We start from the raw sequence: 15,622 nt of genomic DNA, 5'->3' as shown, positions 1-15,622 counted from the left end.
ACAGAATAAATATTATATGTTTATAACTAAGGAGGTTATTTTATGATGAAAAAAAGTATCAGACTAATGCTTATATTGGTATTTACTATGCCCCTTTTACTATTCAATACCGATAATTATGCTGCAACAAGTGGAGAGATAGTCATTAATGAAATCTGCTGGATGGGAACAACAACCAGTGCTTATGATGAATGGATTGAACTCTATAACAATACAAACACAAACATTAATCTCAATGGATGGACACTAAATGCAGTTGATGGAACTCCTTCCATTAACTTATCAGGTACTATTCCTGCAAAATCCTATTATTTATTAGAAAGGACAGACAATACTTCAATTCCTAATATCAACGCTGATTTAATCTATACTGGTTCATTAGAGAATACAAGTGAAACTCTACAATTAAAAGATAATAATGGAAATGTAATTGATAGTGTTAACAGCTGGTATGCAGGCAATAATGGCACAAAAGCTACAATGGAAAGAATAAACTCCAATATAGGTGGTACGGTCTCAACTAATTGGAATAGTTCAACTCTTGCATATCAATGTGGATATGGTACTCCAAAAGCTTTGAATTCCAATTCTTCTAGTGGTTCAGGCTCTTGGACTCCTGGCAACTTGGAAATACATCATATAAATATAGGACAAGGAAATGCAACACTGATAGTAGGACCTACTGGAAGGTCAATGTTAGTTGATGTAGGGGAATCCTATTGGAATAGTAATGCGGATGCTTCGGTTGTGGGTCCATATGTAGAGAGTGTGTTAGGTACAAAATACATAGACTATATTTTGATAACTCATTTTCATTGTGACCATATAGGTTATATTGGTTACGGTGGATTATGGAACCTAGTAGAACAGCAGGATTTTGTTATTGGTCAAATGATACATAGAGACTATAACAATTATCTGGGTCAAACAAGCAATACATTCAGAAATTGGAAAACTTATTTAGAGGGAACAGGTAAGAACAAATTAAATCCTGTTATAGCAGTGGAAGGAACTAATTTAATTGATTTGGGTAGTGGAGTAACAGTTGATATAATAACATGTGATGGTAATGGAGCAATACTGCAAGGAGACTTCAGTAATGATGCATATCCACCTTCTGAAAATGATTATAGTATTGGACTTAAACTAAGCTACGGAGATTTTGATGAATGGATAGGTGGAGATTTAGATGGAGAGTTTTGTACCAGTAATTATGGATACTCATATCATGACATTGAACTAAGTGTGGCAAAAGAAGTAGGGGATGTTGATGTATATTTGGTTAATCATCATGGTAGTGACCATTCAAGTAATGCTACTTTTGTTAATCAGCTTGACCCAGAAGTTTCTATTGTTTCAGTAGGGGATAGTAATACATATGGTCATCCTAGACAATGTGTCATGGACCTTATATTAGCAACTAGTGATGTCTATTTAACAGAAAGAGGAGATGTCAATACTAATATTGGAAATGGTATTGTAAGTGGAAATGTAGTCATTAAGACTTCAGACGGTATTAATTATACTGTTAACAATAGTAATTATGTAGCTACTAATCCTAATAGAGTGGATAGTGATGGAGATGGATACTATAATGAAGTTGACCCTGATGATGGCGATAATACAATAATGCCACAACCTAAGGGAGGATTAGATCCAGTATATCAACCATAGTTTAAGTAAAAATTACTTACATAATAAGAAGTTTTTTAACTTTAATATAAAGGAAGATAGACTATGTTTAGATATATGTACCTAGTCTATCTTCCAAAACTTGTAGTCATTCCCAAAATGTATTATCCAGATTCCTTTAAAATTAATTATCTTGATTATTATCTTGGAAATGTCTATGGCAGTGACCTTTTCCGCCTGGGTGGTCAAAATCTTCAGTTTCAATAATTATACGTTTTCCATTAACAATACTATCAGCTATTTTTCCTCTAGCTTCTTTGTATATTCTCTGAAAAGTTGAACGTCCAATACCCATTAGTTCTGCACATGCAGATTGATCAAGATTTTTTAAATCCATCAATCTAATACTTTCATATTCTTCAATTTTAAGATTGATGATTTCCTTATTGCAGTTAGGACCATGAGGTCCAAAACTCTGAAACTGTGGTCTACAGCCTATTCTTCTTCTTTTTCTTGGTCTAGGAATATTAATCACCACCTAATAAGTTATTTCTAGAAAACATAGACTACTAATTATTATCGTTATCTGTTGAATTGTTAAAGAAACGTCCTCTGTTTCTTCTTCTTAAGAATAGTCTATCACATCTTTTTCTATTAAAACCTATTCCGTTACCACCAATATTCTTACTTTTACCATCGTTGCATCTTCCTAAACCTCTTCCAGTTAGTGGTCCATTACCTTGTGGACCTGTTCCATCCATTCTTGGCATAATTATCGCTCCTTTCATTTTGTAATGGGCATATGCTCATAATCAAATTATAACACGTTTTGGGCATATGTCAATAACTAAATTAAAATAATTATATAAATAACAAATATTTGATAGAAATATATCTGTATAGAAACTATAATTAATGAATAACCATAAAAGCAGAGGAGGATAATATATTGGCAAATGTAAGAGTAAAACCAGGAATATGTGGCTTTGATACAACTATCCACATCAAATCAGAAGATATGCAGAATGTAAATATTATTATTGAAACAGAATGTCCTAATTTTAAAAATGTGAGTGAAGAGCTTATGGGAGTAGATGGTTTTGGTGAAGTTTTTGGAACATTTGGTGAATCTAAGGTATTTGACCTGTCTAAAAAATACTGTAAGCATCCATCATGTCCAATACCAACTGCAATATTAAAAGGTATTGAAGTTGAATGTGGGTTAGCTTTGCCCCAAAAAGTAGAAATGGATATTACTAAGGAGTAAGTATATGACTAGGGGACGTTTCTTTTGACACATTACAGTAAATATGATATATTTGTTATGGTGATGTCAAATGGCGAGACAAAGAAGAGAAAGAAGCAAGTCAGGTATATATCACATTATGTTACGTGGAATAGACAAGCGTAATATCTTTTTAGATGATGAAGACAGAGAGAAATTCTTATATACGTTACTGAAAGCCAAACAATCAGGAGGATTTTCTTTATACGCTTATTGTCTTATGGATAATCATGTACATCTATTAATCAAAGAGAATGAAGAGATAGGTAATAGTATTAAAAGAATAACAGTAAGTTATGTCCAGTGGCATAACAATAAGTATGGTAGATCAGGACATTTATTTGAAAACAGGTATAAAAGTGAGGTAGTAGAAAGTGAAAATTATCTCTTGAAGGTTGCGAGATACATACATCAAAATCCTGTGAAAGCAAATATTATAAAATCGCCTTCTGTATATATTTGGAGCAGTTACAACAAATATATTGATAAGTATTACGGTGATAATGTACAATTAGATACAGACAACATACTTAATTACTTTAATAACATAGAAAAATTTGAAGAATATATGATTAAACCTAATACTGATGAATGTCTTGAGTATTATAACAAAACAAAGTTAACTGATAATGAATTAAAGGACCAGTTAGAAGTAAAATATGATATAAAAGACATTAATAATATATCTAAAAGTAATCGAGATAAGATGATATTTCAGATTAGAAAAGAAACTGGTGCCAGTATCAGGCAGTTAAGCAGAGTATTAGGATTAGGCAGAGGAATAATTGAAAATGCAACAAAGATAGGATAATTAAAAAGGACTAGTACAAGATAGCTGAAGCTATTAGGTGTAAGTCCTTTATTTTTTTCACAGTATGGTTTAATCCTTTTATTTGCTATCTATAGCTATTGTTTCGCCATAAACAGTCTTGCTGAAGTGCTGCTCAGCACTAACTAAATCCAGGCCAGTCATATTCATTTGTTTTAGATCAGTCACTCCAATTTTTAGTCTATCGCATTTATCTAAGTACTGAACTGCCTCAGTTTTAAAACCTAAGAATCTAGCACCGATAGTATCTACAGAAACAGGATCTGTTCCACAGACAACAAGCTCAGTATGTCTAGGAACTCCACCAGTTGGACCTGTTCCAATCATTGTAGGGTTACAGCTTAAGATTGATATATCTATAGGAACAGCTTCTGCCATGGCTGTTATGAAGCTGTGAATATTATCATGTATTCCAAGAGCTTTTTTAGGGTAACCATGGATTTCTGCTGGGGGCCATGCTAGTGCAATGTTTTTTATACATGCTGACATTGTAGCTGATTCATGATGCTTAAGCTGTGTGAAAGAAATAAGAACTGTAGCTTCATTTATTATTTGATTAATTTTTGTTGAGGAAGGTCTTTCATTATTAAGACTTATAGTAGTATATGGACCATAATTCAAATCAACAAACTCTACACCTTCGCTTTGGATTATTTGATCATAGCCAACCTTTTTCATCACATCCCCAGTAGCTTGACCACCAGAGCCTGTTGCAATAATAATTTTTTTTGGATTAGAGCCTTTGACATATTGTATAATAGTTCTAAGACTTTCTCCTCCAACAACAACTCCTGATGCAGGATTAGGTTTATCTAGGTTAACCCAATTAGGTGTTATAACAACAACATCATTATTATTAATCAATTGATTGGCAGTAATATTATTAAGCCCTTCTGTTATAGCCTGACTTTCATTTGCATTACGAGTTATTGAAACATCTGAAGACATTCTTTTTCTTTGACGCATATAATCACCCTTTTACATAAAGTTTAGATTATTATTTGCGCCTTTGATGGTATTTATTCACAAGTATACAAGTTATTGTAAATAAATGTATTTTATTCATAATAAAATATATGATAGTAAAAAAAATACTGTAATCAATTAATGAAGATTACAGTATTTCTATAAAAAGACATTATTATATAATATTAAAACAAGTACTATTTTTATGCTCTATAGAATTATAGTAGTTGTTTTCTTAATTCTTCACCAGATTTAGGTGATAAGTAAGCTAGTGGAATATCAAAAACAGTTTTTGCTCCAATAGCCCCTTCGTTACTCAATCTATGAATAGCACGTGCATAAGCAACTAAAACGCTTCCAGTAAGTTCAGGATTACTATCTAATTTTAATGAGAATTCAATGATTTGATTATGCTTGTTATCTTCTCCAGTTTTACCACTGCGTATTACAAATCCACCATGAGGCATTTCTGAATGGTTAGCTTTCAATTCTTCTTCACTAATGAAAGTAACATTAGTATCATAATCAGAAAAATAGTTGGGCATTGTTTTAATCTCATTTTCTATCTTAGCTTTGTCAGCACCTTCTTTTGCTACAACATAGCAGTCTCTAATATGTTTTTCACGAGTAGTAAGTTCAGGATTCTCACCAGATCGAACTTTCTCTAAAGCACTATCAATAGGAATAGTGTATTGAACTGCACCTTGTACACCGTCTATTCTTCTGATTGCATCAGAATGACCTTGGCTAACACCACGACCCCAAAAAGTATAATCATTACCTTCAGGTAGAACACACTGGGATAATAATCTGTTCATTGAGAATAAACCTGGATCCCATCCAACAGAAATAATACTTAAATTATTATTTGATTTTGCGGCTTCATCAACTGCTTCAAAGTATTCAGGAATCTTAGCATGAGTGTCAAAACTATCAACTGTATTGAATATCTTTGCAAACTGAGGACCTTGTACAGGAAGATCTGTAGCTGAACCACCACAAAGAATTAATACATCAATATCATTTTTATATTGCTCTGCATCAGCAATAGATAATACTTTTACACTACTATCAGCAACTTCTATAGTTTTTGGGTCTCTTCTTGTAAAAATAGCAGCCAATTGCATATCTGGATTCTGTTTAATTGCAAATTCAACGCCTCTTCCTAGATTTCCGTATCCAACAATACCAATTTTAATTATGTTTTTCATATGTACCTCCTTGATTTATGTAAATTATTTATATAAACGTAGCAGACTTGATTGCTTGTGACATATGATGCTTCACTAAAAAAATGCAACATAGTCATTTTTCTTCTATAAAAAATTATACAATGATAAACTATAAAAGTAAATAAAAAATTTTATTTCCTGCAATTATTTCAATTATCAAATTAGTAAAATTTAAATAATGACATCCAATATCAATTATTAATTGGTATTATTTAACTAGTAAATCTGCCAAAAATATAATAATATTGTAACTAATATAACGAAGTTAAATAACTAGCTACCTATTTGAATAAATCTAGCTTATATAATATGAGAAATTATGGATAAAATACAAATTGACAATAAATATCTTAAGGAGTAACATTATAGTTAAAGTAAAATAATATTTACGCATTTTAATTAGAAAAGGAGTTATTATAATATGAAGAAAAAACAATTCATAACAAAATCCAGTTTACAACCTGCACCTAAGGTATTAGTATCTTGTAGAGATAAAGATGGTAAAGATAATGCTCTTGCTGTTGCTTATTGTGGTAATTGCAGCTATGATCCACCAATGGTTATGGTTGGAATTGTTCCATCAAGATATTCATACCAAATGGTAAAAGATACTAAATGTTTTGTTGTAAACTTACCAACAAAAGATTATCAGAAAGAATTTGATTATTTAGGCAGCGTAAGTGCAAGAGACGAAGATAAATTAGCTAAGATGAATATAAAAACAGCTGATGCCAGCAAAGTTAATGCACCTATATTAGTAGATTGTCCAGTAAATATTGAATGTACTGTTGTTGATTCAATAATGACAGGTTCACATGAAATGTTCATAGGAAAAATTGAAAATATTAATGCAGATGAAAACATTGTAAATGAAGATGGAAGTATAGACTATTCCAAGTTGGATTTAATTTAATACATATTCTATAAAAAAAGCACCTATAAGTTTGGATAAGATTATTATGATATTTTACCAAATTGGTGCTTTTTTATTTTAGGTAAATATTGTTAATATATAAAAATTATATTATTAATTTAAAGTAATTTATAAAAATAATCTTAGAAAATGTTTTGTTTTGTATATAAATGACACAATATTAATAAAATATTGTAATTATCTAACTGTTATGCTAAAATCAATTAAAGAGATCTCTTTATAATTTAAAAATTGAAACCTTTCACAGGTTATTTTTATGGAATAAAAGGAGGAAATAATGAAAAACTTACAAAAGATTGCTTCAACTGTATTATGTATTATATTAGTATTAGCACCTTTTAGTAACATAGCGTTCGCAGAGAGTGATAACGAGCCAATATACTTTACACTAGACCAAGCAAGTAATCAATTTATTGAAAAAAGTAGTTACAATGCACCAAAAAGTATAGCGTTACCTGGTACATATGAAACATTTTATATTGATAATAAAGCTAACAAATTAAAGATAATCAGTGCTACTTTGAATGAAGAAGAAACTAATAGTTTGCCATACACTGGATTGAAAAGAATAAAATCCATGGCAAATGGGCAGACAAGCACTACAACTCAAAATAGTATATACCAAAAAACTGTTGCTATGTCTAAAGCTAAATCATCAAATAATGCTTTTTCTTTTGGATTAGGTCTAAGTTCCGCAAATAATGATAAAATCACTAGTGCTATACAAAATGTATTAAAGTCCTTTACAGCTTTTAGTTTTTCAGCAGATTTCTCATTTGATAGAAGATATACTATAACTAATAAGAATACACGTGTGAATAAAGTAGAAAGTCAATATACAAAAAGTTACACTGTTCCTAATCTGCCTAATTTCAAAGGCTGTAACTCAGCCGATTTCTACACTTTCACTAATTATTATGTATACGATGTAGTAGCAGAAATTATTGTAGATGGAGCAACAAGTAATGAACATATAGGATATACCTCAGTATATAACACATATAAACATAAACGACCACATAGTTCAATTTATACTTGTGGATACTGTGGTAAAGAGATTCGTGGATGTGATATGCGTTTACCTTTTATAGAAGACCCTCCAGAAGAATATGATAATGAAATAGTACATGTTAATCTTGCAAATGGACATTCAGGACATTGTGGAAGAAATATGTGGGATTTAGTAGTTAGAGATGGTTATTATAAAAAATATGATCCTAATTGCAATACCATTGTTAATTACAAGTTCTATTGGCCTGTAGTAGAGGGAGTAGTTGTTCCTTGGAAAGTTGACGGTCCAAACGATTTTATTCTTAATAAGCCTGTTCATCTAGTTCCAAGTGGTATTGAAGAAATAATATATCAGGATAATAAATATTATAAATTCGTTGTAACTGAAAGTCCTCTTAAAAATGCTTATGATTCAATTTCATTACCAGGAGAACAGTTGGGAGACCCAGTATTACCAGGATCCACTCAAACTGTAAAAATAGCAAGAGATGTGACTGTAAGTTCAACAACGGAAAAGACGAAAATAACTAATAAGAAAATGTCCACTTCTTTGCTAGCAAAATTCAAGAACTTCATATCATTAAGTGCTGGTTATAAGAGAAATAAACAGTATATTGACACTTCAAGTGTTAATGAAACAGAGATAGAATCTTATAGTGAAACCAATAAATATGTGTTGCCAAGTTGGTTTTCAGAAAATGGTTATGAAGGAACAAGGATACATCTTACAAAAGATACCATGTCATATGAAGTCACTGGAGAAATAATTCCTATTAACTCAGATGGTACACTAGATACTGCTAATAAAGGTATATTGACATATACACAAAAGAAAGAATTCCCAAGAATATACGCTAATCCCTTTGATGTTGCACCATAATAATTGTGAAAAGAGTAAAATCCAGCTTATGGCTGGATTTTACTCTTTTCAGATTAGCTGGCATAATGTATCATATTAATAGAAACCATTTCACAAGGAAGTTGGAAAGTATTAAAAATAATATATATATTGTTTGAGGAGAATCATATCATGAAACCTTACAAAGAAAATTTGATTTCACCAGAATTACCTTTTCCAGTAGAAATATTTATCCAAGACAATGAAAAATCAAATATTATTGTTAAGCCTCATTGGCATGATTGTATTGAAATACTATACATGATTCAAGGTACAGCATTGCAACAGATAAATGATAGGGTTTTAAAAGTTAATGTTAATGATATAATTCTATTAAATAATGGAGATATTCATGGTACATGGTGTGCTGCGGAGGATAAGACTAAAATATTAGTTGTAAAGTTCTTACCTGAAATGATAAGTAACATATCTAATATTTACGAATCCAAATATATAATTACCTTTTTACAAAGCTCGAATAAGTATAAAGATGATTCTACAAGAGTATTTCAAAGTACGGATGAATTAATTGATTTATTTATGGGGGCATATAACGAATTCATTAATAAAAAAATCGGATATGAGATATTTATAAAGGGATATATTTATCAAATGATTGCCATATTGATAAGAAATGATAATATAAGATTATTCCAACCAACTATCAAAGAAAATGAATTAATAGAAATTAATCCTTTGCTCAAATATATTGAACTCCATTACAAAGAGAATATAACGTTGGAAGAAGCCGCATCTATGGTTAATAAAAGTTATTATCATTTCTCTCGATTCTTCAAAAAAGCTACTGGGAGGAATTATAAAGAATACATTGATTTTGTTAGGGTATGTGAGGCTGAGAAGCTTTTGCTTTCGAAAGATATGAATATATCTCAAATCGCTTATGAAGTAGGGTATAATAATGTATCTAGTTTCAACCGTGTATATAAACGGATTAGAGGATATTCACCTAGTAAAATAAAAAAAGCAAAAACTGCAAAGAATTAAGCAAAAAGTAGATATATTTTAATCGCCTGTTGAGTTAATCTATAGTTAGGAACTATAGATTAAAATGGGAGGTAATCAATATGAGTAAGTTCGTTCCAGATTATAATAATATATTGAATGCAGCAAATAATGTTAAGCCTGCAAGAATGCCACTATATGAGCATATTATTTCAGATGAAAGAATGGAAAAGATTCTTAATAAAGAATTTGTTGAATTACTAAATGGAAATATAGCTGATAAAAGAGAATATATGAGAAACTACACAAATTTCTTCAAAGAAATGGGATATGATACAGTATCCATGGAAAGATGTATAGGACAGATAATGCCTGGTAGTGGTGCATTAGGAAACCACCAGCCTGGTGTTATTAAGACAAGAGATGATTTTAATAAATATCCTTGGGGAGAAATACCAGATTTATTTTTTGATGCTTTTTCAGATGATTTTAAGTTGTTGAGAGAAGAAATGCCACAAGGTATGAAAGCAATAGGGGGACCAGGTAACGGAGTTTTTGAATGTGTTCAAGATCTAGTGGGATATACTGAATTATGTTATATCTCAATTGACGACCCAGAACTCTATAAGGACTTGTTTAGTACAGTTGGTAAGACTATGTTTGCCATATGGGAAAGATTTTTGAAAGAGTTTGGAGATATCTATGCTGTATGTAGATTTGGTGATGATTTAGGATTCAAAAGTCAAACTTTAATATCTGCAGATGATATCAGAAATAATATAATACCTCAATATCAAAAGATAATTGCAGCAGTTCATTCTTATAATAAACCTTTTTTACTACATTCATGTGGACAAATCTTTGACGTTATGGATGATCTTATTAATGTAGCAAAAATCAATGCTAAACATTCCAATGAAGATCAGATAGCTCCATTCTCAGTTTGGGTAGAGAAATATGGAGATATAATTGGTAATTTTGGCGGGGTAGATACAGATGTCTTATGCCGCTGTAGTGAACAAGAAATAAGAAAGTATGTTAAAAATGTTATCAATTATTCAGTAGACCATAAAGGATTTGCTCTAGGTTCTGGAAACTCAATTCCAAGCTACGTACCTATTGAAGGGTATTTGGCAATGGTAGAGACTGCAAGAGTATGCAGAGGAGAATAAGATTAATATAAATAGAATCTGTTTAGCTGTAAGTGAAGTATAGCTAAACAGATTCTATTTTATTCTAAATCAATCTTCTTACAAGATTCTCCGATTACAATTGAAACATCAATTATATCATGAACCGGACTAGATGGTTTTGAAGTTATAGCTTTGAATAATGACTTAGCTATTTTTTTTATGTTTTGTTCAATGGTTGTAATTCTTGGATAGAAATATGGTGAAACAATCCCGTCAAAACCAACAACTGATAAATCATCTGGAACAGAAATATTTAGTTTATAGGCTTCCATAATAAGTCCTTTTGCTATTTGGTCATTAGCACATACAATTGCGGTTGGCTTTTCATTAAGTGACCAAAAATAATTAAGTGCTTTAACTCCAGTTTCATAATTGAAGTGACCAGTAAAGATATAATCTTCATTAATATGTATATCATGAGATTCTAATGATTTGATATAACTGTTCTTACGCTCCGTTGCTGTCTGAAATTCATCCATAGCACCAGCAAAAGCAATTTTTCTATGATTAAGATTATATAAATAATCAATTAACATCCTAATACCCTTCACATTATCTGAACGTACAGTTGAAAATTTGGTATCTGCTGATCTATCCAAACATGCAATAGTCTGCTGACTGTCAGATGAATAAAGATCATAATTAACTCCTTCAGTAAGTATTATTCCTGAAGTGCGTATGCTTTTACAATAATTCAGATACTCTCGTTCTTTATCAATATTATTCTCAGTATCACAGATTAATAGAGTATATTTGTTTTTGAAGGCAATATTATTAAGTTTTTTTACTAAAGATGTAAAAAAAGGATTTTCCATATCATATACAAAAATGGCTATTGAATTTGAAGTTTTGGAAAATAGATTTTTTGCCATCTGATTTGGAACATAATTATATTCTTCAATAACTGCCATTACTTTTTTCCTAACTGCTTCAGATGTAGAATCAGGCGAATTGATAACCCTTGAAACAGTTGCTGTTGAAACACCTGCTATTTTTGCTATGTCTCTAATACCGAAATATTTCTTTTCATTACTACTCAATTTAATCATCATCCCTATTAATTTCTTGTTATGTAACAAGTTTACTATAAAAATAGTGATAATGCAAGTCGATTTGAGGAATTTTGAATTATTGATAATAATTACAATTAAAATAGAATTATTCAGTATATCATTAGTCTAAATGCATAAAATATTTAGGTGTCAATAAAATAATATGTGATAATACACAATAAACTGTTGACAATACATTTGAATGAGCATATAATAATAATTGTAACAAGTTACATTAACACAAAATACATATTAAGGTGCTGATTATATGAATGATAGAATAACAAAGTTGAGAAAAAGATTATTTGACACTCAGCCAAAGATTTGTTCTGAGCGATGTGTTATTTTTACTGATTCAATGAAACAATCTGAAGGATTGCCTATTGCCATAAGAAGAGCAGATGCATTCTATGAGGTATTGGATAAGATGTCAATTGTTATATCAGATGATGAAATCATTGTAGGTAATCAAGCCAAATGGCCCAAATCATCACCAATCTATCCAGAATATTCATATGAATGGTTGATAGAAGAGTTTAGTGGTAATCCATATTATTTTAATGAAAGACCTGGAGACAAATTCTATTATGAAGAGAAAACAAAACAAGAGATTCTTACATGTATTGATTATTGGAAAGGTAAATCATTATATGAGAATTTGAGGAAAACTCTTCATAGGGAGATAAATGAAGCTTGGGATGCAGGTATAATTGATGACACTTGGGTATCGGCGGCAGGATTAGGTAATGTCATTGTAGATTATAATTTGGTTTTGAAAAAAGGTCTAAAAGATGTGATAGCAAGGATTGAGAAAAGAATATCTGAGTTAGACCTGAAAGAACCTGGAAATGTAAAGAAAAAGTGGTTTTTGGAAGGGGCTTTAAAAGGAAACCAAGCAGTAGTTAATTTTTCTAATCGAATTGCTGATCAATGTGAGATGAAAGCAAATAAGATAGAAGATGACAATCGGAAAAAAGAATTATTAAAATTAGCAAATATATGTAGAAATGTTCCTTTAAATCCAGCAAAAACTTTTCATGAAGCAGTTCAAAGTATTTATTTAATATTACTGGCAGTACATCTAGAATCAAATGGTCATGCTATTTCCTTAGGCAGATTCGATCAATATGTTTATCCGTTTTATAAAAATGATATAGAAAAAGGTACATTGACAAGAGAAGAAGGATTAGAAATTATTGAAGCATTTTTTATCAAATGTAATGAGCTTAATAAACTTCGTTCATGGCCAGACTCAGAATTTTTTCTAGGATATCAAATGTTCATTAATTTAGCTATAGGAGGTCAGACAGTAGATGGCGAAGATGCAGTAAATGACGTTTCATATCTATGTGTTGAGGCATGTCAAGATGTGAAATTATTTACACCTTCTATTTCAGTAAAATGGTTTGATAAGACCAGTGACGAATTTATGCTAAAAGCTTTGGAAGCGGTTATGGTACATCAAGGAGGTCAGCCAGCATTTTACAATGATAAGGCATTTATGAGGACATTAGAAAATATGGGTATAGCAAAAGAAGATTTGGTAGATTGGTCGCCAGATGGTTGTATCGAAGCTTCAATACCTGGTAAATGGGATTTTGCTGCAAAAGGACCTTGGTTAAATGTTGAAAAAATATTAGAAATAACATTGAACAATGGTGTTGATCCAAAAACAGGAAAATTGTTTAAGAAAACTACTAAGGACATTAGAGACTGTGAATCAGCAGAAGAAATATTTAATGAATATATACAAATGCTTAAGTTTTTTATGGACCTTCAGGTAATTACTGAACATATCAACGATGAGATTCACGTACTTAATGATATTAACGCATTCAGAGCTTCTCTAGTTGAAGATTGTATTGGCAGGGGATTAGATCTTGTTGAAGGTGGTTCACTATATTCGGCAGATGGAGGACCAACAGCAGGAACCATTAGTGCTGGTGATGCCTTAGCAGCAATTGATACTATTGTTTTTGACAAAAAATTAATTACTATAGAACAGTTATTATATGCACTTAAAACTAATTTTGAAGATAATGACACTACACCAAAAGGAGAAGAAATAAGATTAATGTTAAAAAATAAAGCTCCTAAATTCGGTAATGATGATGATATTGTTGACAATTGGGTAGTTAAATTAGAAGACTTCATAGGCTCTTCATACAGAAATGATTATAAAAGTTCAAAATATGGAAAAGGACCTGTACCTTGCTGTTATTCATATAGTCAGAGTCCTGTTACTGGAAACATTGCTTTTGGAAGGTGTATAGGAGCAACTCCTGATGGAAGGAAGAGCGGAGAACCAGTCAATAATGGAATATCTCCTGCTAATGGTTCTGAAAAAAATGGTGCAACAGCAGCATGTAATTCAATAGCTAAGCTGCCTAGTATATGGTTCCAAAAAGGTGCAATATTCAATATGAGACTTACCAAATCAGCACTTGCAACAAAAGAAAATAGACAACGAATCATTGATATGGTAAAAGTACTATTTAATAACTACGGACAGCAGATTCAATTTAATGTGGTTAATGGTGAGATATACAAAGAAGCAATGAAAAATCCAGAAAAATATAATGACCTAATGGTAAGAGTATCTGGTTATAGTGCGCTGTTTACTACATTAGTACCGGAAGTTCAGTTGGATGTTATTAATAGAACGGAATTAGAAATATAATGTTAAGTTATGGAGCTGAAATATATGGAGACGGCAAGAGTTTTTAATATTGAAAGATTTGCAACAGAAGATGGTAAAGGTATTAGAACAGTAGTCTTTCTAAAAGGCTGTGAGTTAAGGTGTAAATGGTGTGCTAATCCTGAATCCCAAGAATTTAGAAGAGAAATATTGTTTAAAAAAGCTCCATGTACTAATTGTGGCAAATGCATAGAAATATGTAATCAAAAAGCTATAGATTTGAGAGAAGGGTTTGGTTTCATAACTAATGCTAGTCTATGCAATTACTGTGAAAGATGCGTTGATTATTGTGTCAATAATGCAAGATGTGTAGTTGGTTTAGATATGAGTGTTGATGAAGTAATTAAGGAAGTTCTAAAAGATATAGAGTACTATAAGATGTCAGGTGGTGGTATTACTTTCAGCGGAGGAGAACCATTATTCTATAGTAGATTCATAAAAGAGTGCAGCAAAATATTAAAAGAATATAATATCACCACTTTAGTAGAAACTTGTGGATATATAGATAACAAGAATATAAGAGAAATATGTAATTATGCTGATTACATTTTCTATGATATCAAACATATGAATAGTGAGAAACATAAGGAATTAACAGGTAAAGATAATAAGCTTATCATAAATAATCTAATATGGCTATCAAATAATTATAAAGGCAAATTATCTGTAAGATATCCTTATATTCCAGGATGTAATGATGATACTGATTCAATAAAACAGTTTTTAGATTTTATCAGGACATTAGATAATATTGAAGAAGTTGTTTTCTTACCTTATCACAGATTAGGAATGCCAAAGTATGAAGGATTAGGAAGAAAATACGAAATGGGTGATATGAAGTCATTAACCACAAGTGATCTACAGTGTATTAGTTATATGTTCGAAGATTATGATTTCCGTGTTAAAATCTTATAACATAAAAATACAAG

General features: G+C 30.9%; 14 protein-coding genes. 9 read left to right on the top strand and 5 right to left on the bottom strand.

What is annotated here, in order from left to right:
* Positions 1–42: 42 nt before the first annotated feature.
* Complete coding sequence (locus AACQ14_RS04065) at positions 43–1,674, top strand: lamin tail domain-containing protein (protein ID WP_339362294.1); 1,632 nt, start codon at positions 43–45, stop codon at positions 1,672–1,674.
* A 142-nt stretch (positions 1,675–1,816) separates the two neighbouring features.
* On the opposite strand, the gene AACQ14_RS04060 is transcribed toward AACQ14_RS04065, so the two are convergent.
* Together AACQ14_RS04060 and AACQ14_RS04055 are read right to left on the bottom strand one after the other, a co-directional pair.
* Positions 1,817–2,170 carry a DUF134 domain-containing protein gene (locus AACQ14_RS04060; RefSeq protein WP_339362293.1) on the bottom strand — a complete coding sequence of 118 codons (354 nt, stop codon included), beginning with the start codon at positions 2,168–2,170 and terminating at the stop codon, positions 1,817–1,819.
* A 31-nt stretch (positions 2,171–2,201) separates the two neighbouring features.
* Positions 2,202–2,402, bottom strand: coding sequence for a DUF5320 domain-containing protein (locus AACQ14_RS04055; RefSeq protein WP_339362292.1), 201 nt, complete (start codon positions 2,400–2,402; stop codon positions 2,202–2,204).
* Positions 2,403–2,581: 179 nt separating this feature from the next.
* Here AACQ14_RS04055 and AACQ14_RS04050 point away from each other — a divergent pair, with 179 nt between their 5' ends.
* Both AACQ14_RS04050 and AACQ14_RS04045 read left to right on the top strand, forming a co-directional pair.
* A complete protein-coding gene (locus tag AACQ14_RS04050) occupies positions 2,582–2,899 on the top strand; it encodes a DUF6951 family protein (RefSeq protein WP_339362291.1) in 318 nt (105 codons plus the stop codon).
* Between the two features lie 70 nt (positions 2,900–2,969).
* Positions 2,970–3,728: a transposase gene (locus AACQ14_RS04045; RefSeq protein ID WP_339362290.1), complete on the top strand. Its 759-nt coding sequence runs from the start codon at positions 2,970–2,972 to the stop codon at positions 3,726–3,728.
* Positions 3,729–3,806: 78 nt separating this feature from the next.
* Here the strand turns inward: AACQ14_RS04045 and AACQ14_RS04040 are convergent, their stop codons facing one another.
* Positions 3,807–4,712: a DUF362 domain-containing protein gene (locus AACQ14_RS04040; RefSeq protein WP_339362289.1), complete on the bottom strand. Its 906-nt coding sequence runs from the start codon at positions 4,710–4,712 to the stop codon at positions 3,807–3,809.
* A gap of 218 nt (positions 4,713–4,930) precedes the next feature.
* Entirely contained in the window at positions 4,931–5,923 is a 993-nt protein-coding gene (locus AACQ14_RS04035) for a diaminopimelate dehydrogenase (RefSeq protein WP_339362288.1), read from the bottom strand.
* A 442-nt stretch (positions 5,924–6,365) separates the two neighbouring features.
* Between AACQ14_RS04035 and AACQ14_RS04030 the strand changes: the two genes are divergently transcribed.
* The 4 genes from AACQ14_RS04030 (at position 6,366) to AACQ14_RS04015 (ending at position 10,922) form a co-directional block, all read left to right on the top strand.
* Positions 6,366–6,857, top strand: coding sequence for a flavin reductase family protein (locus AACQ14_RS04030; RefSeq protein WP_339362287.1), 492 nt, complete (start codon positions 6,366–6,368; stop codon positions 6,855–6,857).
* A gap of 298 nt (positions 6,858–7,155) precedes the next feature.
* On the top strand, positions 7,156–8,769 hold the full coding sequence (locus AACQ14_RS04025; RefSeq protein WP_339362286.1) for a hypothetical protein: 1,614 nt from the start codon (positions 7,156–7,158) through the stop codon (positions 8,767–8,769).
* 150 nt (positions 8,770–8,919) lie between these two features.
* Positions 8,920–9,792, top strand: coding sequence for an AraC family transcriptional regulator (locus tag AACQ14_RS04020; protein ID WP_339362285.1), 873 nt, complete (start codon positions 8,920–8,922; stop codon positions 9,790–9,792).
* Positions 9,793–9,872: 80 nt separating this feature from the next.
* Positions 9,873–10,922: a uroporphyrinogen decarboxylase family protein gene (locus tag AACQ14_RS04015; protein WP_339362284.1), complete on the top strand. Its 1,050-nt coding sequence runs from the start codon at positions 9,873–9,875 to the stop codon at positions 10,920–10,922.
* Between the two features lie 59 nt (positions 10,923–10,981).
* On the opposite strand, the gene AACQ14_RS04010 is transcribed toward AACQ14_RS04015, so the two are convergent.
* Positions 10,982–11,983 carry a LacI family DNA-binding transcriptional regulator gene (locus tag AACQ14_RS04010; RefSeq protein ID WP_339362283.1) on the bottom strand — a complete coding sequence of 334 codons (1,002 nt, stop codon included), beginning with the start codon at positions 11,981–11,983 and terminating at the stop codon, positions 10,982–10,984.
* Positions 11,984–12,263: 280 nt separating this feature from the next.
* On the opposite strand from AACQ14_RS04010, the gene AACQ14_RS04005 reads away from it, so the two are divergent.
* Both AACQ14_RS04005 and AACQ14_RS04000 read left to right on the top strand, forming a co-directional pair.
* Positions 12,264–14,675 (top strand): glycyl radical protein, encoded by a 2,412-nt coding sequence (locus AACQ14_RS04005; protein ID WP_339362282.1) that lies wholly within the window; start codon positions 12,264–12,266, stop codon positions 14,673–14,675.
* Positions 14,676–14,699: 24 nt separating this feature from the next.
* Complete coding sequence (locus tag AACQ14_RS04000; protein ID WP_339362281.1) at positions 14,700–15,608, top strand: glycyl-radical enzyme activating protein; 909 nt, start codon at positions 14,700–14,702, stop codon at positions 15,606–15,608.
* The last annotated feature ends 14 nt before the right edge of the window (positions 15,609–15,622 follow it).

Source organism: Vallitalea maricola, assembly GCF_036985595.1.
Taxonomy (GTDB): Bacteria; Bacillota; Clostridia; order Lachnospirales; family Vallitaleaceae; genus Vallitalea; species Vallitalea maricola.
This window is presented reverse-complemented; position numbering and strand designations above follow the sequence as displayed.